The organism is Aureitalea marina, assembly GCF_002943755.1.
In the GTDB taxonomy this organism is placed as follows: domain Bacteria; phylum Bacteroidota; class Bacteroidia; order Flavobacteriales; family Flavobacteriaceae; genus Aureitalea; species Aureitalea marina.
Window position 1 is genome coordinate 2,327,915 of sequence record NZ_MQUB01000001.1, and the last position, 19,546, is coordinate 2,347,460.

A 19,546-nucleotide genomic window follows, 5' to 3' on the forward strand; every position below is an offset into this window, starting at 1 on the left:
TTCAATGAGAATCGGTCTTGGCCTGTTAGCCTTACTCCATCTATTCTTGATCCCGTCAAAGGCTTATTGCCAGCCGGACTTGAACAGATTTACCCATGCCACCAATTCGGAACTTCCAATTACTACGGGATTCGCCCTGGCCAATCCCAAACTGAACCAGGTTGGGGTCTTTCTGATCGATAATCGGCAGATCCACGCCTATGGGCTGAATGAGCGCTTGGATGTGGACAGAAAGATCGAACTGATTAAGCAGAAACGGACCTACGATCAGATCGTTGGCAACATGGTTAATGAATACGGTTACACCCTCTTTTTTAACAACAAAAAGGAGAAATCCGTGACCTATCTTCGATTTTCTTTCGAACAGAATGGGATCGATCTAAAAGGTGATCTTCCCATCAACCTGAAAACAAAGAAGATACTGGCACATTTCGAGTATCAGGACGACCTGCATATCCTGACGGTAGAGAAGAAAGAGCCTGTCTTCTATTTGTACCGGATCGATAAGGCGCTTAAAATGCAGGAACATCGCATCGATGGAACTTACTTGGAACTTTTGGGTAGCAGCGGAAGGCAGGTTCCGGTACAGCAACTACTGATTCATGCAAATGCCGAAATTTCTTCTATTAACCTTAGCGGGAATGACTATCCGATCGGTTTGACTGAGAGTTCGGCCAACTTCAAATTGTACCGACAAGAGAATTTGTTGTACCTGACCATGGATCATCAATATGAAATGACCCAGATGCTTATCCTGGATCTGGATGATATCAGCTTACAATCCTCGACTTTTGACAAACCTGAGTTGGAGAAAAGGAATACCCGCCCTAAGTCCAACTCTTTTTTGAGAGGTGATCAATTGGCCCAAATTATTCAAAGCAGCGATTCCCTCAAGATTTCCATGCTGAATATCAAGACCGGAACAAGGAACGAAATTCTGGCCCTTAGCAGGGATGATGAAGAATCTGGCTTTTCCTTTTCTCAGAAGAAATCATGGAAAGAGGAAGAAAAACAGCTGAGTACTTCTCAATACTTTCGGAAACTAAAGTTCAATCCACTAGGTCTGAGTTTTATACCTGATGCGGAAGGATATCATTTGACTTTTGGTAGTTGGAATAAATCCGAAGAATCCAGCGGTGGGAGTAATGCTGCGGCTGGAATGGGCGCGGTTTTCGGGGGTGTGGTTGGAGCCCTGATCAGTTATGCCATCGCTGAGGCCGTTTCGCCGGAATTTCAATCCTATAGTCGGTTTGCAAACGGGAAGACCTCTTATGCTCGGCTTGCTGTAAGTCAGCAATTTGAAGTGTCGAACAATGGGAATCCAGACCTCAATCTGTTTGAGCGTATCGATCAATACTCGAAATCTCAGGAAAAAGAACTCCCACTCTTGCTCTTCGAATTCCAGGATAAGACCATACTGGGTCTTTGGAATCCGAAGTATGAGGTAATGAGCTTTCACGGTTTCTGAGATGCTGAAGATCGCTTATCACCCCATCTTTAAGCATAACCTCCCCTTGGGACATCGCTTCCCCATGTCCAAATATGAGTTACTGCACCGCCAGCTGCTTCACGAAGGAACGTGTACAGAGGAAAACTTTTTTGAACCAGGTGTTCCTCTGGATGAGGATATTCTTGCCGTCCACGATGCGAATTATGTCAAGCAACTCAGGGAATTGACGCTAGATAAGAAAGCGGTTAGGAAATTGGGGTTTCCTTTAACCGAGAAATTGGTCCAAAGAGAACATTTGATCACCCAGGGGACCATCACGGGAGCTCAATTGGCTTTAGAGAATGGAATCGCCATGAATATTGCGGGTGGCACCCATCACGCTTATTCTGATCATGGGGAGGCTTTTTGCCTTTTCAATGATCAGGCCATCGCCGCCAGCTGGTTGTTGCGTAATAAAAAGGCCGAGAAGATACTGATAGTGGATCTGGATGTGCATCAGGGAAATGGAACGGCCCAGATCTTTGCTGATGAACCCCGTGTTTTCACATTCTCCATGCACGGCGCAGGCAATTATCCCTTTAGAAAGGAAAAGTCCGATTTGGACATCGAATTGGCAGATGGGACAACGGACCATGAGTTCTTAAGCATTCTTTCCGACCAACTGCCCAAGCTGATCGATTCTGAAAAGCCTGAATTCATCTTTTACCTCAGCGGTGTAGATATCATTGAAAGTGATAAACTAGGGAGGTTATCTTGTAGTGTAGCTGGTTGCAGGAAAAGAGATGAATTTGTTCTGTCTTCCTGCAAGGAACAAGGGATACCTGTGCAAGTGAGTATGGGCGGCGGTTATTCCCCGGAGATCAAGACGATAATTAATTGTCACGCAAACACTTACAGAGCAGCCCAGGAAATATATTTCTAATTCTTTGTAAGTAATCCGCCAAAATTCGAACAAAAGCGTATGGCCTATTCCTTTCAGGAGTTCAATACGGAAGCAGTGTTTCGATTGGGAAACGAACAGGACCTGTTGCTCTATTCCAGTGACAGACCTGTTGGGTTGTTTACCTTTATTTGGACGGGGAACAAAAGTGCCAGCGTCGAAGTTGATGGAGAACCTCTAGAATTAGCGCCAAACAGTATACTCTCCATAACTCCGATCCAGTATTTTCAATTCATCTCTGGTGAAAATCTCAATGTCTATCAATTCAACCGCGAATTCTATTGCATCAAGGATCACGACAAAGAGGTGAGTTGTGCTGGTTTGCTGTTCTTCGGGAATAAACGTACACCAGTTGTGGGGTTGAACCAGGAACAACAGCGTAGCTTCGAGAATTTGCATCAGGTCTTTCTGGAAGAAATCGCAACTACGGATAACATCCAGGCAGAGATGCTTCGTCTTCTACTGGCCCGTTTTATAATCAAGACCACACGCTTATTCAAGACGCAAGACCAGTCACTGACCTCCTTCAACACCAAAGTTGACCTGCTTAGGAGCTTCAATCTGTTGGTAGACCAACACTTCAGGGTAGAACACAGTGTGGCATTCTATGCAGATCGGTTGCATCGTTCTCCCAAGACACTGTCCAATGTTTTCGGTAAGATGGACATCAGTCCCTTAAAGGTCATACACGAAAGAATCATCTTAGAGGCCAAGCGTTTACTGAGATACACTGAACGAAGCTCCAAAGAGATCGCATATGAACTCGGCTTTGAGGATCCTTCCCACCTAAGCCGCCTATTTAAAAAGGTAACCGGCCAATCGCCCTCAGAATTTAGATCTCTTTCCATTTCCGCATAAGGAATTATTGACATCTTATCAGGAATTCGATCCATTTCCTGCACTCCGCTTTCAACTGATCTTTGTACCCAACAAATCAATACAAAGACCAAAAATGTCTACTTCAATATTTAACATCATTCATCTTTACACAAAGAGATCTAATCATAGATCACAAGGTTTTAAAGAGGAACGTAGTTGTGAGACTCATCACCTACACGATTTCTATTGTGAAACACAACATCCATTGACGGTAAAGGGCAGTCACACTTTGTTGAAGGAATAATCGACATACGGGAGGGAAATTCCAACATGGCTTGACCCGCTTCGCTAAAAAATCGGGAAAAAGAAGTAGTCAATTTGGCCTTAAGCCAGGTGAACGAATGTCTGTACTGTCTTTCTGCCCATACTGCCATTGGTAAAATGAACAGATTTAGCGACCAAGAAATCCTGGAATTACGTGGTGGCTATGCCAATTTTGACAACAAGCTTAACGCTTTGGCGAGGTTAGTCCGAAACCTGACTGAAAACAGAGGAAGAGCAGATCAATCTGTATTGGACGAATTTTTCTCAGCCGGTTATAACAAAGGAAACCTGATCGATGTGATCGTGGCCGTGGGAGATAAGACAATCTCTAATTACATTCACAACACAACCCAAGTTCCGGTAGATTTCCCAATCGCCCAACCTCTTGAAGAAACCGCAGTAGTTAAACAATAATTATATACACACAATGAAAAATTTAATTTTATCAGCAATCGTCCTATTGATCTCTTTTTTGGCCATCCAAGCTCAGGAAATGACCTCCAAAGTTGGCGACTCTAAAAGAGTGAAACTGGAACAAACTCCTGGTGAGTTTACCCAGCAAACATTGAAGTTGAAGCCTGGCTCTTATATTTTTGAGGTAACTAACAAAGGCATAGACCATGCCGTAGGATTTGTTCTGGCGCCAAAAAGTGACCCGGATGCCCATATTCAATCGGCCTATGTGACCAAGGCCATAGCAAAAGGAGCTACTGAGCGATCCAATACAACCGTTCTCACTAAAGGGGAGTATGTATACTTCTGTCCGTTGAACCCTACACCTCAGTACAAACTGATCGTAGAGTAATCATCCTCCAATTATTTAAAAGCCTTGAATCACAAGAAAATGGTCAAGGCTTTTTTTGTTCTTTGACAATTATCATATCTTAAATTCCCGTTGGGAAGCACCTTTGCAATCTTAATCTCAGGCTATGAAAATTGTAACCGACCAACAAGCTGTCTCCGTAGTAAAATCGGGAGATCGAGTGTTTTTTCAAGGGGCTGCTATGACCCCCAATCTACTGATCGATCAACTATGTGAAAGGTATCAGGAATTAAATGATGTCAAGATCATACAGATCCACACGGACGGCCCGGCAAAATATATGCAAGAACCCTATTCTGACTCCTTCAGTCTGACAAGCTGCTTCGTTGGCGGCAATGTAAGAAAAGGGGTCAATAGCAATAAGGGTGATTATATACCGATATTTCTTTCCGAGATCCATCAATTATTCTGCCGCGACATTCTGCCTCTGGATGTAGCCTTTATCCAGGTTTCACCACCGGATAAGCATGGGTTTTGTTCCTTGGGGGTATCTGTAGACATCACTATTCCTGCCATTCAGAAAGCGAAGATCGTAGTAGCCTTGGTAAACCCTCAGGTCCCACGTACTCATGGGGATGGTATCATCCATATCAATCGGATCGATTACGGGGTACATGTTGATCAGCCTATCCATCAGGCTATTTTTGGAGCGCCCACTGAAGTCGAAAATCAGATCGGGGAACATGTTGCCAATCTGGTTGAGGACGGTGCCACCTTGCAAATGGGAATAGGAAACATTCCTAACGCTGTCTTAGCCAATTTGACCAATCACAAGCGATTGGGCATACATACCGAGATGTTCAGTGATGGATTATTGGATCTGGTGGAACAGGGAATTGTAACTGGGGAAGAGAAATTCTTAAAGACCAATAAGATCGTGACAACCTTTGCAATCGGGTCTCAACGGCTTTATGATTTTGTGGACGATAATCCCAGTGTTCATTTCAAGGAAGCCGCCTACACAAACGACACCTCCCTGATCAAACTAAACCCGAAAGTGACTGCTATAAACTCGGCTATCGAAATTGATTTTACAGGTCAGGTTTGCGCCGATACTATTGGTCCTTATCAATATTCCGGCGTCGGAGGACAAATGGATTTTATTCGCGGTGCGTCCTTATCCAAAGGGGGTAAACCTATTATCGCCATGCCTTCGACCACTAAGAAAGGAGTGTCCAAGATCGTTCCACATTTGAATTATGGTGCTGGTGTTACCACAACGCGTGCACATATGCATTATGTGGCTACAGAATACGGAGTAGTCGATCTATTTGGGAAGAGCCTGAAACAACGGGCCAAGGTACTGATCTCTATCGCTCATCCCGATCATCAGCAGGATCTCGAGGAACAAATGATCAAGCGATTTAATCTTTGATAGGATTGAAATAATTAACCAAAAAGCCCCGTTAAGGGGCTTTTCACATCAGTCAATCACTTACCCAACAACAGCAGTTCACTGCACTGCACCTCGGTGATAAAGCGCTTGATCCCATCGTTATCTTGGTAAGAGCGGTTGGTTAGTTTGCCCTCTACGGCGATCTCCTGTCCCTTGGTGACATAGTTCTCGACGATCTTTGTCAGACCTCCACGCACTACTACATTATGCCATTGGGTGCGTTCTACTTTATTCCCCTCTTTGTCTTTATAGCTGTCGTCCGTAGCCATACTGAACTTGGCTAGTTTGTTCCCATCTTCGAAAGAAAAGATCTCTGGTTCTTGTCCTAAACGTCCAATCAACTGTACGCGGTTTCTAATTGCATTCATGATTCATCTTTTTAAGTTAAACAGTTAATTCCATGCCGGTTCAAAATTTCCGACAGCACAAACATAGAATCGGATTAAGGGCATAATCGGTAGACATACATTTACAGTCGTTTAAAGGTGTTTTTAAACGTTTACAAATGATAATTACTGACCGCCATCATCAATCAAAACCTATGAAATAACGTCCTTTACGTCATTATCTTTATTAACGTCAAACTGCACATATTATGGAACCATTTACAGTTAGAGAACGAATCATCGAGGCTGTGAACAAGCTGTTTGTTTACACTGACAACAGAGACTGGGATCTCCTGCAAACCGAGGTATTTTCTCCGGAAGTTCATTTAGATATGAGCAGCATGACCGGAGCCGAACCAGAAGACCTTACTTCTGGAGAGATCTGTGAACGTTGGGCTCAGGGTTTCACCGAGGTGGATGAGGTGAACCACCTGGCCGGCAATTACCTGATCACACTGCTATCACTGGACAATGCAGCGGTTCATTGTTATGCTACAGCCACTCATTTCTAAGAGAAGGCAGAAAATGGCCCTACTCGGGAATTTGTCGGTTCGTATGATCTCCGGCTCAGACATACGGATGCTGGCTGGAGAATTTATAACTTCGTTTATCACTTCAAATACGGAGTAGGAAATATGACATTGGATTGATGAATATCCAGCCCATACTGGAGAATGACCATTTTCTGATCAGACCTTTGCGAGAAGAAGATCGCGATCAGCTATTCGCAGTTGCCAATGACCCTATGATCTGGGACCAACACCCGGCCAAGGAACGAGCGACCAAGAAAGGATTTGATCAATTCTTTGATCTGTCTATGAATTCAGGTGGGGCTTTGCTGATCATCGACAAGAATAGCGATAGCGTCATTGGGAGCTCGCGTTACGAATTGCATGAAGACGACCCCTGGCAGTTCAGATCGGATGGACCTATTTGTCCAGATCGTATTGGGGGAACGGCACCAACCAGCAGATCAAAAAATTGATGATAGACCATGCTTTTCTTTCCATGGACAGGGTACTGCTATACATCGATCACAAAAATTTCCGGTCCCAGGCTGCGGCGCGGAAGATCGGTGCAGTACAGATTAGCCTGGAGCAATATCCATTGGTCTACAGGAATCGAGCAGACTATACCACTTTTGTACTGGAAAAAGAGTAAATTGAGAAGAGAAGTACAGCTGATGAATCGCGCCTTTGCCCTTGTATTATTTATGTCCCTATTCTCCTGTAATCAGAAGGTTGGGGGTCCCTGTTCGTATGAGCAAAACAGCTATACCATGGGTGTAACCGAGTTGATCAAAAGTAATGACTCCCTTCAGTTCGTTGTACTGGCAGCTGGAGATGCAGCCTCGGTCAAGCAATTCAAGTTCAGTGCAGAGGAACTGGCAAAATTTGACCTTGATTTTGAACAGATCTCAAGGGACAGAAAAGAATTACAGGTCACATTAGAGGAGATCACCAAAGGCACTTGCACGCCCTATCATTTAGTTGATATAAAACAGGAATAATCCCATGGAGTTACTTACCCTGGCCAAGGCAGAATTAAAGAGAAGTGAAAACGACCCATCCCATCCCTTTCGCTATTTCTTTCTTGGGACCCATGCCCGGTTTCCACAGGTTAGGACAGTTGTTAAGCGAGGCCTGGACGACAGGCTCGGCCTGACCTTCTTTACCGATTCCAGGACGAGAAAAGTAGGGGAGATTCGCCAAAACGACTTGGTTTCGGCCCTTTTTTATCATCCTCAGATCCAATTGCAGATCCGGTTGAATGGCAAGGCCTCCATACTGAGCGAAGACAGTATGGAATACGCCAAGTATTTCAACCAGATCCAAAGTGGCCCTCACAGAAAGGATTATACAACAAAGGAAACTCCTGGGACCCCCAGCATGGACGAATCTGAGATCATATACGGCGAAACCATTCACCTAACGGTTATCAAGATCAGTCCGCATGATCTGGATGTAGTGCAGCTGGGCAAGACCCGGCACCATCGTTCTCATTACGAACGCGATGGGAATCTTTGGATAGAGACCAAACTGGTACCCTGACATGGAACTACTGTTTATCGAAAGGATAAGCACGGAACAACTGGAAGATCTTCACCGGATATCCGTCCATACTTTTAGGTCCAATTATGGGCATCTTAATACTCCGGAAAATCTACAACAACACATAAACCAACACCTCAGCAAAGAGCGGCTTAAAACAGAATTGGAGCATCCCGAAATGCGCTTCTTCTTTGCCTGGGTCGATGGAAAAGTTGTAGGTTATTCCAAGCTTAATACCGGACAGGGGCAAACGGAAGACTATGGTGAGGATCAACTGGAGATAGAACGGATCTATGTCCTTGAAGAATACCAAGGAAACGGATATGGTGGAGCCCTGATCCAACATGCCGAACAGCAAGCAAAAACCCTTGGAAAGTCGAATATCTGGCTGGGAGTTTGGGAGAAAAATCCACGGGCTATTGCCTTTTATGAGCATATTGGATTTAGAAAGATCGGAACGCATACTTTCCAGGTAGGTCAGGACCCTCAAACGGATTGGGTCATGCGCTTATCACTCTAGAAATTTGTACATTCAATACATCAAAAACATCCTTATGTCAAATCTGAATCAAATTGGGCTAGATAGCCAGAAAAGCGCTGAATTAGCACAAAAACTGAACGATCTCTTGGCCAATTATTCCGTGTTTTATCAGAACGTACGTGGTTATCACTGGAATGTTAAAGGGGATAAGTTCTTTGAATTGCACATTAAATTCGAGGAATTATACAACGACCTTTTTGTGAAAATAGATGAAGTTGCAGAACGAATCCTAACCTTGGGATATGCGCCGCAGCATTGCTTTTCTAACTATCTGACCAATTCACAAATCCAAGAGAGTAAGGAAGTCAGTGATGGCATGAAATGCGTAGGGAACATTTTGGCCTCATTTAAACAATTACTCACCAAACAACGAGATATACTTCAACTCTCCGGAGACATTAATGACGAGGGTACCAATGCCCAGATGAGCGATTACATCCGCGAGCAGGAAAAGCTGGTTTGGATGTATTCGGCCTACTTGGCATGATCGGTATTAAATGTGTATATGACCAGAGCGTACGTTGAACCGGTTCGGGAAGTCTTAAATGCTCAATCCAATCCGGATAGAGCAAAAGGACAAACCGCTTATATGCGGAATCAGTTTGAATTTTTTGGTCTTACCGCTGGGGAAAGGAGAAAGGCACTAGCTCCTTTCCTTAATAAAAATACGCTCCCTGAAAAATCTGATCTCCATCAATTGGTCCATCGACTTTGGAAAGAACCTCAACGGGAGTTCCAGTATTTCGGACAAGAGTTGGTCGCAAAATTCAAACGTCATCTAGATCTATCAGATATCCCCCTGCTGGAGTTTATGATCACCCATAAATCCTGGTGGGATACGGTAGATTTTATTGCCACTCATTTGGTCGGCATTGTGTTGGCTAATTACCCAAAAGCCAGGGGAAAACTATGTGATAATTGGTTTGAGTCCGGGAATATTTGGCTTCAGCGTACGGGCCTGCTGTTCCAGCTCAAATACAAGGATCTACTGGACACAGAGCTACTCTCCAGGCAGATCGATCGGCTTAAGGATAGCAAAGAGTTCTTTATACGAAAGGCTATTGGCTGGATATTAAGGGAGTATAGCAAGACCAATCCAAATTGGGTAAGACAATTTGTGAGCGATAGGCCGGAATTGAGTAATTTGAGTAGACGGGAAGCCTTGAGACTGAACAATAAAAACTGAAATTTCATGCCCGATATAATCGTGGAGACCGACCGCCTCATCCTAAGGGAATTTCGTCCACAAGACGCTGAGAAGATGTATCTGCTCAACCTGGATCCGGAAGTGATCCGATATACAGGCGATCCTCCCTTCCAATCCGTGCAGGATGCCTCCAATTTTCTCACAGGTTACGACGATTACAAGAGCAATGGCTATGGTCGCTGGGCTGTTTTGCGGAAAGTAGATGGAGAGTTTATTGGCTGGTGTGGACTCAAAAAACACCAGGATGGCATGGTCGATATCGGATTTCGATTTTATCGAAAGGATTGGGGAAAAGGGTATGCCACCGAAAGTGCCCAGGCAACGCTCAATTTTGGTTTGGAAGAACTTGCTCTGGAAGAGATCGTAGGCCGTGCAGCCCGCGAGAACCTGGCTTCTATCCGAGTACTTGAAAAACTGGGGATGGCTTATTGGAAAGATGCCCCTTGTGACGGTATTGCTGACGCCGTCTATTATCGAATACGCAGGTGAACATTCCTGCCATTTTCTGATTAACTTTATGAAGTACTTCACTAACAACCCTTTCCATGGAAAACAAACAATTGGTCCGCCTGGCAATCATACTTAAACATAGTTCCCGCATCGTTTTACTGATTTTAAGTGTCGGGGTCTTGATCTTTGCTTTGCTATCCGGGTCCGAATCCATGGGTGGAGGGATCAAAGGCCTGCTGAAGAACATACCCAACACCCTTCCTTGGACTGTCTTGATCCTAGCTGTATTGTCCAGTTATAAATGGGCAAAAGCAGGGAGTTTAATATCTTTATTGGTGAGTTTAGGATTGATGTACTTTTTGAATTTTTCCAGGGGCAATTTCTTCCTATCAACCTTTGTCCTTTGTTTGCTCCTAGTGTTCCTGAGCTTTACTTTGGTTTTAACAACATGGTCCTCCGCTCAAAAACCTGAACCGGAAGAAAAATAAGCTCCAGCACAACATTAATTGACAACCATTATGGCCAGGAAAGGTAAATTTTGGAGCTTGAACTTTATGAAAATAACCTGACACAACTGGATAGTTGCCAATAATAAACGAAAAGCATGAGTAAGTATCATATCAAGACTCTGGAAGAATACTTTCAAGTTTACAGACAGTCTGTCCGCGATCCCGAGCTGTTCTGGGAAGAGGTGGCAGAAGAACATTTCATCTGGAGAAAACGTTGGGACAAGGTCCTGGATTGGGATTTTGACAAACCTGCAGTAGAATGGTTCCCAGGCGCAAGGCTAAACATAACAGAAAATTGCCTGGACCGGCACCTGACGATTCGCCGTAACCAAACTGCTATCATCTTTGAACCCAACGACCCTTCAGAGCAGGCTCAGCACATCAGTTACGTGGAATTGTACCGCAAGGTTTGCCAGATGGCGAATGTGCTGACCGAAATGGGCATTAGCAAGGGAGATCGGGTATGTGTATACCTACCCATGATACCGGAACTGGCTATCACCCTTTTGGCCTGTGCAAGGATAGGAGCGATACACTCGGTAGTCTTTGCTGGCTTCTCCGCGGCAGCATTGGCTGCCCGGATCAATGATGCAGAATGCAAACTGGTAGTAACCAGTGATGGTTCCTTCCGGGGAGGGAAGACAATCGACCTAAAAGGCATTGTGGACGAAGCCATGAAGGACTGCCCTACTGTGGACCATGTACTGGTTGCCCAGCGAACTCACACAAAAGTAAATATGCAGGACGGCCGAGACCATTGGCTACAACCGCTGTTGGACAACGCCTATAAGGACTGTGCTGCAGAGCAAATGGACGCTGAAGACCCGCTTTTCATTCTGTATACCTCTGGTTCTACGGGTAAGCCCAAAGGTATGGTACATACCACGGCTGGCTATATGGTCTATGCCGCTTACACCTTTAAGAATGTCTTCCAATACCGGGAAGGCGATATCTACTGGTGTACAGCCGACATTGGGTGGATAACCGGACATTCCTATATCGTCTATGGCCCGCTACTAAATGGGGCAACCACGGTGATGTACGAAGGAGTGCCTACCTATCCGGATTGGGGTCGGTTCTGGCATGTGGTAGAGAAACATAAGGTAAACCAGTTCTATACGGCGCCAACCGCCATACGCGCTTTGGCCAAAGAGAATCTAGACTATGTGAATCGTTACGATCTTTCTTCTCTAAAGATCCTCGGTACCGTTGGGGAACCTATAAATGAAGAGGCCTGGCATTGGTATGATGAGAACATCGGGAAGAAAAAATGCCCCATTGTAGATACCTGGTGGCAAACCGAAACAGGTGGGATACTGATCTCCCCTATTCCTTTCACTACTCCTACCATTCCTACTTTCGCCACCCTACCCCTCCCTGGGATACAACCTTTACTGATGGATGAACAGGGAAAAGAAGTGATCGGTAATCCGGCAGATGGCCGGCTTTGCATCAAATTTCCATGGCCTTCAATGGCAAGAACCATTTGGGGAGATCACAAGCGCTACAGGGAGACCTATTTTTCGACTTTCCCCGGAAACTATTTTACCGGAGACGGAGCCTTAAGGGACGAAGTCGGGTTTTACCGTATAACCGGAAGAGTTGATGATGTGATCATCGTTTCCGGTCATAACCTGGGAACAGGACCAATAGAAGATGCCATTAACGAACATCCGGCCGTAGCAGAAAGTGCAGTAGTCGGTTTTCCACATGACATCAAAGGCAATGCCTTATACGGCTATATCATCCTGAAGGAAACCGGAGAGGACCGCAATCAGGACAATGTTCGCAAAGAGATCAACGATCTGATCGCTGCCCGAATAGGACCTATTGCTAAACTGGAGAAGATCCAGTTCACCAGAGGACTGCCAAAGACACGCTCTGGTAAGATCATGCGGCGGATTCTTCGGAAGATCGCACATGGTCAATCAGATCAATTAGGGGATACTAGTACATTGCTAAATCCGGAGGTGGTCCAGGAGATCATCGATCACGCCATCTGATCAGTTCAGAATAAGATTGGAACTACATAGTACGCCACCAATATCAACAGTCCAACGGCCAATACATTGAGTACGACACCTATCCTTGCCATTTGATGTACCCGTATATGTCCGCTTGCAAAGACGATGGCGTTGGGCGGGGTGGCCATGGGAAGCATAAAGGCACAGCTACTGGCCAAAGTCACCGGAATAACCATCTGGAGAATGGGCGTATCCATTCCAATAGCTATTCCAACAACCAGTGGAACCAAAATAGTCACCAAGGCGACATTGCTCATCAATTCTGTCATAAACAACATAATGGCGATCAGGACTGAGGTGACCAAGATCACACTCCAATTCTCTTTCGAAGCAATGAACTCGCCAATCATATCGATAAATCCTCCCTGGGTTAGCCCACTGGCCAGTGCCAGCCCTCCTCCAAAGAGGATTAGTATTCCCCATGGTAAGCGCGACGTATCCGGCCATTCTAGCGGAAAGGAACCCTTCCTAAGATTGATAGGAACCACAAACATGGCAACAGCTGCTATCATGGAAATAGTGGTATCTGTTAACCCCAAGCCTGGAATCCAATTATTGATGGCAGAACGGAGCATCCAGGCAACAGCCGTTAGTAAGAATATGGCCAAGACGACCTTCTCTCCCCGGCTCATGGGCCCAAGTTTATCCAGTTCACTTTGAATCACAGTACTCGAAGAGCCGATCACACCCAAGTGGTTTGGGTAAAAGACCTTGACGATAAAAAAATAGGCTACCGCCAACATGATCAGTGAGAATGGCACACCCAACTTCATCCATTGAAAAAAGCCGATATCAATTTGGTAGGTTTCGTTCAGGAAGGCGAGCATTACCGAGTTTGGAGGTGTCCCAATCAAGGTAGACATCCCACCAATATTTGCCGAGAAGGCAATCCCTAACATGATAGCTAGAGCAAAATTCTGATCGTTCTTCGTAAAACCGTCAGCATCATCCATCAATAAGGTGATCACAGATACAGCAATGGGTAGCATGACCACGGTGGAGGCAGTATTGGAAATCCACATACTCATCAGGGCAGTTGCGATCATAAATCCGAGTACGATCCCGTTGGCCTTGGTGCCCGTTATTTTCAAAATGGAAAGTGCAATCCTCCTGTGCAATTGTACCTTTTCCAGGGCTAAGGCGATCACAAAGCCACCAAAGAACAGAAAGACGATGGGGTTTGCGTAATTGGCGGATACGGATTTGATATCCATAATCCCTAGTAAGGGAAATAGGGCTAACGGTAATAGGGCTGTGACCGAGATGCTCACCGCTTCAGAGATCCACCAGATGATCATCCAGACAGCAACGGCAATTACCGGATCCATGGCAGCGGTGACCAGGTCCCCCGGAAAGGCCAACACGGCTAAAAATGCCAGTGGTCCACTTAAAAATGCTGCAAATTTGTATGCCGGAAAGGGCTTCATCGGCCCGAATATAGCGAAATTTCAAATCCCTAGGGGCCCTATGAGGATTACTCGCCTACCCTAAATGCCTGAATGGCTTCATTGGGTTCCATAATGGCATAACCCTCCCAAAAGGTCGGGTCGTATTGTGAAAGATAGGTAGCCTTTACCTTCGGATTCTCTTTAGCAGATTGAAAGTCCGACTTGGAGATCCCTTCGGTCTCAAATACGACCATCTCGTACTTGCTGAGGGAAGTTACCCCCATATCGAAATGAAGCGATAGTTCATTCTGTTTTCTTCTACCCTTCACATTCTTGTTCTTCTCAATTACTTTCAGTGGCCGGTCCACGCCAACTACCTCACCATCCTCCAATTCAAGATATCGCGGGCTGTATGCTCCTGTTTCGTCTTTGCCAAACAACATCTTCCCTCTGTACACATTGTGACGATATCGAATCCCTAACAATCCAAATTTGGATAGGGGCCGGACATTTTCGAATTCCAATCGGACGACGGCAAAATCGTCCACATTCACATACATGGTCCCTTTGAAATCCTTCTTCCCTTTCGGGTTGAACTTCAGTACGTAAGCCGGGCCATTATCGATCATGGTGTAGCCGTCCAATTCGTATTTGTAGCGGTTGGATTTGGACAGGATATCCAGTTCCGAATCCTCTTGAAAGAAGAGCTGCTCATAGAGCTCGTCTATCCCCCATTTGATCTGTTTCTGAAAACTGCTGTAGTCAGTCTCGTCTTCCACCTCTACCTGAATGGTGGCATCGTCATTACCCGCTGCACGGGCAGAATCCAATTGGATCTTGGTCCCAAAAATGCCAGATTTGACCTTGAGATAAGAATCCGATTTGACGTTCTCCTTGAAGATGGTCTCCAGCTTTTCGGATATACCGTCCATAGAAACATCCTTATCCTTATCGTAGAGTTCAGCTGCTCGCTCAACGAATAGCTTCTGTGATCTGTAGTCTCCATAAAAATCGCCTACCGCTTCCTTGTAGTAGGACGACTCACGCGGGATCAATTTGATTATACTATCCATCAATTCCTCGTTCAGCTCCTCTATACTGGATTCCTTAAACTCGATATCCATCTTATCCATAAGACTAAAATCCGACTGGCGAAAAAAGATCTTCTTACGGCTCATATCGGCCGCATAATTTTTGTCAAGATTCGCTTTAACCTGTTCCAGGATCTCGTCTACGGATAACACATTAGCACTGAGGAAAACTCCTTTGAGCTCGTAGGTTTGCTCCGGAAGCCGAATGACCGCCTCCTGCGCATCGCCTAACCAGATACCTCGTTTACCATATCCCATGGAGGAGATATAGACCGAATCTGATATTTGTTCCCGTTGATCTGCGGTGATGGAAAAAACACCTTCCTCGTTTGTGATCACCCCTGCATTCTTGCCCAGGATGACCGTGGCAAAGGGTATGGGTTCACTCGTGGCTGAATCGACCACTCGGGCGGTGTAAGACTGTGCTCTGAGGCCAAATGTTGTGGCCAGTAACAAAATGATGAATAATGGATAGGATTTCATGATTGATGAGATGGTTTTATAGCTAGACGCTTGAAGTACGTTAAAGGTTGCTCGCTAAAAGTAGACGAGTCAGCCGGCTTTCTGTTACTGATTAACAATGATTTATGAGAATACACGTTTAGGCTCCCTCGTAATGCCTAAAATTTTATTATAATTGAATATCAGAACTACCATTTCGCGCTATTTTTTATGTTCCTGAACCCATTTTCATTTAAGGGCCGAATCCGTCGTTTGGAATACGGTCTTAGCTACTTAATCTATCTTGTTATTTTCTATGGTTCCGGGGCCGTGCTTGTTGAGAACGACGACTTTGGCATTGTTTACCTCATCATAGTTGTTCCCCTTTTGTGGTTTTTATTTGCTCAAGGGGCCAAGCGATGTCATGACCTTGGAGAGAGCGGCTTCTTTCAGCTTATTCCGTTCTATGTTCTTTGGATGGTCTTTGCAGATGGCAAAAGCCGTCCAAACAAATGGGGACACAATCCAAAACATATTGAGGGTGGTGTACATAGCGACTTTTTACAATTACGGGTGCGCTTGCCCGAAAAAACACCACTGACACTCCTTATCGAAGGACTACCATTTGTACTGCTCAATGTTTTTCTTGGCCTGCTCATGGATCACCTTATGGGATATGAGATCATGGCGGGAGTCTATGGAATCGGGTATGCAGTAATCACCTTTTTGTCCTATTACCTCTTACTCGTCTTTTGTTTTAAGGGGCGCGAGATCCAATCCATCCGACCATTTCTATTCAGGCATCGGTTAATTTATGCCGTAGCAGTATATATTCTCATTCGAATCTATCGGGTGATCTTTCATGAAGAGATATTTGGTTATGGATCATGGATTGTGGATGTGGCCCTGGTAATTGGCATATGGATGAGTACATATATTTCGATTCTGATCTATCCATTGACGAACAAGAAAAACCAACTAAATGAGTAAGCGGCAATTCCAGTTGGCCTCGGTTTTCATGCTTATTTGCATCATTTCACTGGGCGTAGCAACTGGGACGATCTCAAAAGAATCCATCAAATGGGGAGAAAGACCCTTGGAATGGTCAGATTTTGTTACGGTAGGATCAATTGATGGAGAATTTGATGCTTCGGTACATACCAATATCATTTACCCTGATTTGATTGAACCCGGATCCAGCAAAGTCATTGCCGTTATGAATCCAAATCTTTCCAATAAGACTGCAGATTCTACAGAACGGATTCAACTGTTAAAGCATGAGCAGTATCATTTCAACGTGACAGAATATTACGCCCGATTAATGCGAAAACAGATTGTAGAGCTTGGTAGAGATGGCGTTTCTGAGAATCTACTCGATGAGATCTATCAAAACACAATGAAGAAAATTGATAGTTTCCAACAAGACTACGATAACGAATCTGACCATAATAGAGAACTGGAAGAACAATTATATTATCAATTGTACATTGATGACCTGCTCTTGCAGACAGCCTACTACGAGAATCCGGACATTCTCTCTTACTCCCGGTATACCAGGGACTCCACCCGCTTCTTTAGGCAGGTTTTGACCAATCGCCGCCAGGGATTACTAAAAAGTTACCCTATTAGTGAGGAGGAATCTCAATTTGGAAATTCTTATGAAATCATCCAAAAAGATGGCGACGTCCTGATCTATTTCAGAAAAAATGGCAAACTAAATGACGGTGGGTACTTCGATAGCGCAATGACCAAGATCATCGGACAGGGTACAGACACTGTAGAGCTGCAATTATTCAATGCAAGATCGGCATGGAATACCGAACTGGACAATTACCGCAGACGCATCATCTTCTCCAAAAATGAGAGTACGACAATCCAGTATTTCGATTCACTCAAAAACCCGTCAAGTAACGGAAATGTCCATAAACTGGTCTTCGATAGAATTGCAGATTCCTTACACAAGGAGAAATCATCCTATTACGACCTCCAGGGACGATTGACCAAAAACAAGGACAGTGTTTTCCATGAGATCCGATATTATGACCAGCTAGGACGCATAATTCAGATCAGCAATTTTGACAAGAACAATAAAGGGATCCTGGACAAGGAACTAATTGGGACCTACTCCTATAACTACGACGAGAACCATAATGTAGTGCGATTGCGTCTTTACGATCAGCATGGTCGTTTTGCACATCATGCGAATCGTTATCATCAATTAACGAGCTATGACAGTAGGGGAAATATTCATGAAATTATTAGCCTGGACTCCGCAGGAGATCGCATGGATGATATTGATGGAGTTTGTGTCTATCGAATGACCTACGACCTAAACGACAATATGACCTCTCAAAGCAAGTTCAATAAAAGTGGCTTGCCAGTTCAGGGAACAGAAGAATTCCAACGGTTGTTAACCGTATACGATGACCAGGACAGGTTAATCCGGAATGCCACTTACTACGGGGACTACGTGCTGAAATTTGATGAAGTTAAAAATGGACTTCAACTATTTTCCTATCCGAACGATAGTACAAGCCTGATGGAGAATTATGACGCATACGGTAATCTATTTGCTAATGATCAAGGATATGCTATGCTGCGAACCGTAGACTCTGACAATGGTCTGATCCGGCGTGAATACCACTTAGACACCTTGGGTAATTATGCCATAACTGCCAACGGAGTGAATGTCTATGAGTATCACTACGATAAAAAAGGACAAATGACCCTTAAAATTGCTATGGATTCTACGATGAATCCTGTGCCTTTTGATGGTGAAGCATCAAAAGTGGTTTGGACCTATGACATCGGCCAAAATCAAAAACGAACTATCGTAGAGCATTTTCACCAGGGATTAGCCGTGGGCTCAGATGCCGGAGTTCACCGCTACGTCTACGATGAAACCTTGCAGGACTTTTTACTGAAAGAGTCCTATTTTGATACCATGAATAATCCGGTGGATATCGACGGCAGTCACCAAATAGAATATGTTATGAACCGAATGGGTAAAGATTCGCTTCAAATTAATTACAACACTGCAGGAGAGCCTATCGATGGAATCGCTAGAACCCGATACCATTACAACTGGCAGGGTTCAGTCATCGCCATTGAGTATCAGGATAAAAACGGACGCAGAATTGAGGACCAGGAGGGAATTAGTCTGATCCAGTACAAGAGAAATCAGAAACAGCAGATACGCAGTACCAAATACTTCGACTCCAAGAATAGAACAGCGACGAACAGCCTTGGGGTGCATGAAGAAGAGATTGTCTATGCCGAAAATGGTTTCATTGACCATATGAAATACTATGGTAAACGAAATATACCCGTACCGGGTCCAAATGGATTTCACAAAGTGGCTTATTCTTGGTCCGATTATGGTGAAGCCATTCGTTTGTCCACTTACGGCACCGACAATAAATTACTGGAGAATGAACTGGGAATCGCTGAGGAAGTGTATCAACGATATCCATCCGGTATGATCAGGAAAGTTGAGTTTCTGGATAAAGAAGGAAATCCAACAGAGGACGAAGATGGTATAGCCACCTACATATATGAGCCGTCGGTAAATGGGTTGTATTATTTAGAACAGCAACTGGACGCAGATAGCAATGAAGTTGGAGACAGTGCTCAAGAAGAGTAGATTACAGGTCTGAACCGGCCTTATTGGCTCTCAGTGATTTCAATCGATTTCGTTTAAAAATTC

21 protein-coding genes and 1 pseudogene are annotated in these 19,546 nt (G+C 44.6%); 19 read left to right on the plus strand and 3 right to left on the minus strand.

Going from position 1 to position 19,546, the window contains the following annotated elements:
- Nucleotides 1–4: 4 nt before the first annotated feature.
- From BST85_RS10615 to BST85_RS10640, 6 genes and pseudogenes are all read left to right on the plus strand, one after another.
- Nucleotides 5–1,468, plus strand: coding sequence for a hypothetical protein (locus BST85_RS10615; protein ID WP_104813216.1), 1,464 nt, complete (start codon nt 5–7; stop codon nt 1,466–1,468).
- 1 nt (nt 1,469) lies between these two features.
- Nucleotides 1,470–2,372: a histone deacetylase family protein gene (locus BST85_RS10620; RefSeq protein WP_104813217.1), complete on the plus strand. Its 903-nt coding sequence runs from the start codon at nt 1,470–1,472 to the stop codon at nt 2,370–2,372.
- A gap of 39 nt (nt 2,373–2,411) precedes the next feature.
- The gene (locus tag BST85_RS10625) at nt 2,412–3,248 is read left to right on the plus strand and encodes a helix-turn-helix domain-containing protein (protein ID WP_104813218.1); all 837 of its coding nucleotides are present in this window, start codon (nt 2,412–2,414) and stop codon (nt 3,246–3,248) included.
- A 318-nt stretch (nt 3,249–3,566) separates the two neighbouring features.
- Nucleotides 3,567–3,947 (plus strand): annotated as a pseudogene (locus BST85_RS10630) (carboxymuconolactone decarboxylase family protein); the annotation flags it as partial.
- Nucleotides 3,948–3,960: 13 nt separating this feature from the next.
- Nucleotides 3,961–4,338, plus strand: a complete 378-nt coding sequence (locus BST85_RS10635; protein ID WP_104813220.1) for a hypothetical protein — start codon at nt 3,961–3,963, stop codon at nt 4,336–4,338.
- Nucleotides 4,339–4,462: 124 nt separating this feature from the next.
- Nucleotides 4,463–5,731: an acetyl-CoA hydrolase/transferase family protein gene (locus tag BST85_RS10640; protein ID WP_104813221.1), complete on the plus strand. Its 1,269-nt coding sequence runs from the start codon at nt 4,463–4,465 to the stop codon at nt 5,729–5,731.
- Nucleotides 5,732–5,787: 56 nt separating this feature from the next.
- Here the strand turns inward: BST85_RS10640 and BST85_RS10645 are convergent, their stop codons facing one another.
- The gene (locus tag BST85_RS10645; RefSeq protein ID WP_104813222.1) at nt 5,788–6,120 is read right to left on the minus strand and encodes a single-stranded DNA-binding protein; all 333 of its coding nucleotides are present in this window, start codon (nt 6,118–6,120) and stop codon (nt 5,788–5,790) included.
- Between the two features lie 227 nt (nt 6,121–6,347).
- Between BST85_RS10645 and BST85_RS10650 the strand changes: the two genes are divergently transcribed.
- The 11 genes from BST85_RS10650 (at nt 6,348) to acs (ending at nt 12,899) form a co-directional block, all read left to right on the plus strand.
- Nucleotides 6,348–6,650, plus strand: coding sequence for a nuclear transport factor 2 family protein (locus BST85_RS10650; protein ID WP_104813223.1), 303 nt, complete (start codon nt 6,348–6,350; stop codon nt 6,648–6,650).
- A 137-nt stretch (nt 6,651–6,787) separates the two neighbouring features.
- Entirely contained in the window at nt 6,788–7,123 is a 336-nt protein-coding gene (locus BST85_RS10655; RefSeq protein WP_104813224.1) for a GNAT family N-acetyltransferase, read from the plus strand.
- Nucleotides 7,072–7,299, plus strand: a complete 228-nt coding sequence (locus BST85_RS14610; protein WP_181040007.1) for a GNAT family N-acetyltransferase — start codon at nt 7,072–7,074, stop codon at nt 7,297–7,299. Before BST85_RS10655 ends, BST85_RS14610 begins: the two co-directional genes overlap by 52 nt.
- Before the next feature lies 1 nt (nt 7,300).
- The gene (locus tag BST85_RS10665; RefSeq protein ID WP_104813226.1) at nt 7,301–7,648 is read left to right on the plus strand and encodes a hypothetical protein; all 348 of its coding nucleotides are present in this window, start codon (nt 7,301–7,303) and stop codon (nt 7,646–7,648) included.
- A gap of 4 nt (nt 7,649–7,652) precedes the next feature.
- Nucleotides 7,653–8,189 carry a pyridoxamine 5'-phosphate oxidase family protein gene (locus BST85_RS10670; protein WP_104813227.1) on the plus strand — a complete coding sequence of 179 codons (537 nt, stop codon included), beginning with the start codon at nt 7,653–7,655 and terminating at the stop codon, nt 8,187–8,189.
- Nucleotide 8,190: 1 nt separating this feature from the next.
- Nucleotides 8,191–8,709 (plus strand): GNAT family N-acetyltransferase, encoded by a 519-nt coding sequence (locus BST85_RS10675; protein WP_104813228.1) that lies wholly within the window; start codon nt 8,191–8,193, stop codon nt 8,707–8,709.
- A gap of 34 nt (nt 8,710–8,743) precedes the next feature.
- The gene (locus BST85_RS10680; protein ID WP_104813229.1) at nt 8,744–9,217 is read left to right on the plus strand and encodes a Dps family protein; all 474 of its coding nucleotides are present in this window, start codon (nt 8,744–8,746) and stop codon (nt 9,215–9,217) included.
- A gap of 18 nt (nt 9,218–9,235) precedes the next feature.
- Entirely contained in the window at nt 9,236–9,916 is a 681-nt protein-coding gene (locus tag BST85_RS10685) for a DNA alkylation repair protein (protein WP_104813230.1), read from the plus strand.
- Nucleotides 9,917–9,922: 6 nt separating this feature from the next.
- Nucleotides 9,923–10,426 (plus strand): GNAT family N-acetyltransferase, encoded by a 504-nt coding sequence (locus tag BST85_RS10690; RefSeq protein ID WP_104813231.1) that lies wholly within the window; start codon nt 9,923–9,925, stop codon nt 10,424–10,426.
- A gap of 56 nt (nt 10,427–10,482) precedes the next feature.
- Nucleotides 10,483–10,875: a DUF7670 domain-containing protein gene (locus BST85_RS10695; protein ID WP_104813232.1), complete on the plus strand. Its 393-nt coding sequence runs from the start codon at nt 10,483–10,485 to the stop codon at nt 10,873–10,875.
- A 116-nt stretch (nt 10,876–10,991) separates the two neighbouring features.
- Nucleotides 10,992–12,899, plus strand: coding sequence for an acetate--CoA ligase (acs, locus tag BST85_RS10700; RefSeq protein WP_104813233.1), 1,908 nt, complete (start codon nt 10,992–10,994; stop codon nt 12,897–12,899).
- Nucleotides 12,900–12,904: 5 nt separating this feature from the next.
- On the opposite strand, the gene BST85_RS10705 is transcribed toward acs, so the two are convergent.
- Both BST85_RS10705 and BST85_RS10710 read right to left on the minus strand, forming a co-directional pair.
- Nucleotides 12,905–14,347 carry an SLC13 family permease gene (locus BST85_RS10705; protein WP_104813234.1) on the minus strand — a complete coding sequence of 481 codons (1,443 nt, stop codon included), beginning with the start codon at nt 14,345–14,347 and terminating at the stop codon, nt 12,905–12,907.
- Between the two features lie 47 nt (nt 14,348–14,394).
- Entirely contained in the window at nt 14,395–15,882 is a 1,488-nt protein-coding gene (locus BST85_RS10710; protein WP_104813235.1) for a carboxypeptidase-like regulatory domain-containing protein, read from the minus strand.
- A gap of 189 nt (nt 15,883–16,071) precedes the next feature.
- Between BST85_RS10710 and BST85_RS10715 the strand changes: the two genes are divergently transcribed.
- Both BST85_RS10715 and BST85_RS10720 read left to right on the plus strand, forming a co-directional pair.
- Nucleotides 16,072–16,830, plus strand: a complete 759-nt coding sequence (locus BST85_RS10715) for a DUF805 domain-containing protein (protein ID WP_104813236.1) — start codon at nt 16,072–16,074, stop codon at nt 16,828–16,830.
- Entirely contained in the window at nt 16,823–19,483 is a 2,661-nt protein-coding gene (locus BST85_RS10720) for a hypothetical protein (RefSeq protein WP_104813237.1), read from the plus strand. Before BST85_RS10715 ends, BST85_RS10720 begins: the two co-directional genes overlap by 8 nt.
- Nucleotides 19,484–19,546 lie beyond the last annotated feature (63 nt).

Bases quoted from the DNA above. Each gene is read 5' to 3' on its own strand.
- BST85_RS10720 (WP_104813237.1), top strand. From the start codon at position 16,823: ATGAGTAAGCGGCAATTCCAGTTGGCCTCGGTTTTCATGCTTATTTGC.
- BST85_RS10675 (WP_104813228.1), top strand. From the start codon at position 8,191: ATGGAACTACTGTTTATCGAAAGGATAAGCACGGAACAACTGGAAGAT.
- BST85_RS10705 (WP_104813234.1), bottom strand. From the start codon at position 14,347: ATGAAGCCCTTTCCGGCATACAAATTTGCAGCATTTTTAAGTGGACCA.
- BST85_RS10685 (WP_104813230.1), top strand. From the start codon at position 9,236: ATGACCAGAGCGTACGTTGAACCGGTTCGGGAAGTCTTAAATGCTCAA.
- BST85_RS10670 (WP_104813227.1), top strand. From the start codon at position 7,653: ATGGAGTTACTTACCCTGGCCAAGGCAGAATTAAAGAGAAGTGAAAAC.
- BST85_RS10695 (WP_104813232.1), top strand. From the start codon at position 10,483: ATGGAAAACAAACAATTGGTCCGCCTGGCAATCATACTTAAACATAGT.
- BST85_RS10690 (WP_104813231.1), top strand. From the start codon at position 9,923: ATGCCCGATATAATCGTGGAGACCGACCGCCTCATCCTAAGGGAATTT.
- BST85_RS10715 (WP_104813236.1), top strand. From the start codon at position 16,072: ATGTTCCTGAACCCATTTTCATTTAAGGGCCGAATCCGTCGTTTGGAA.
- BST85_RS10625 (WP_104813218.1), top strand. From the start codon at position 2,412: ATGGCCTATTCCTTTCAGGAGTTCAATACGGAAGCAGTGTTTCGATTG.
- BST85_RS10680 (WP_104813229.1), top strand. From the start codon at position 8,744: ATGTCAAATCTGAATCAAATTGGGCTAGATAGCCAGAAAAGCGCTGAA.
- BST85_RS10640 (WP_104813221.1), top strand. From the start codon at position 4,463: ATGAAAATTGTAACCGACCAACAAGCTGTCTCCGTAGTAAAATCGGGA.
- acs (WP_104813233.1), top strand. From the start codon at position 10,992: ATGAGTAAGTATCATATCAAGACTCTGGAAGAATACTTTCAAGTTTAC.
- BST85_RS10650 (WP_104813223.1), top strand. From the start codon at position 6,348: ATGGAACCATTTACAGTTAGAGAACGAATCATCGAGGCTGTGAACAAG.
- BST85_RS10645 (WP_104813222.1), bottom strand. From the start codon at position 6,120: ATGAATGCAATTAGAAACCGCGTACAGTTGATTGGACGTTTAGGACAA.
- BST85_RS10620 (WP_104813217.1), top strand. From the start codon at position 1,470: ATGCTGAAGATCGCTTATCACCCCATCTTTAAGCATAACCTCCCCTTG.
- BST85_RS10635 (WP_104813220.1), top strand. From the start codon at position 3,961: ATGAAAAATTTAATTTTATCAGCAATCGTCCTATTGATCTCTTTTTTG.
- BST85_RS10710 (WP_104813235.1), bottom strand. From the start codon at position 15,882: ATGAAATCCTATCCATTATTCATCATTTTGTTACTGGCCACAACATTT.
- BST85_RS10655 (WP_104813224.1), top strand. From the start codon at position 6,788: ATGAATATCCAGCCCATACTGGAGAATGACCATTTTCTGATCAGACCT.
- BST85_RS10615 (WP_104813216.1), top strand. From the start codon at position 5: ATGAGAATCGGTCTTGGCCTGTTAGCCTTACTCCATCTATTCTTGATC.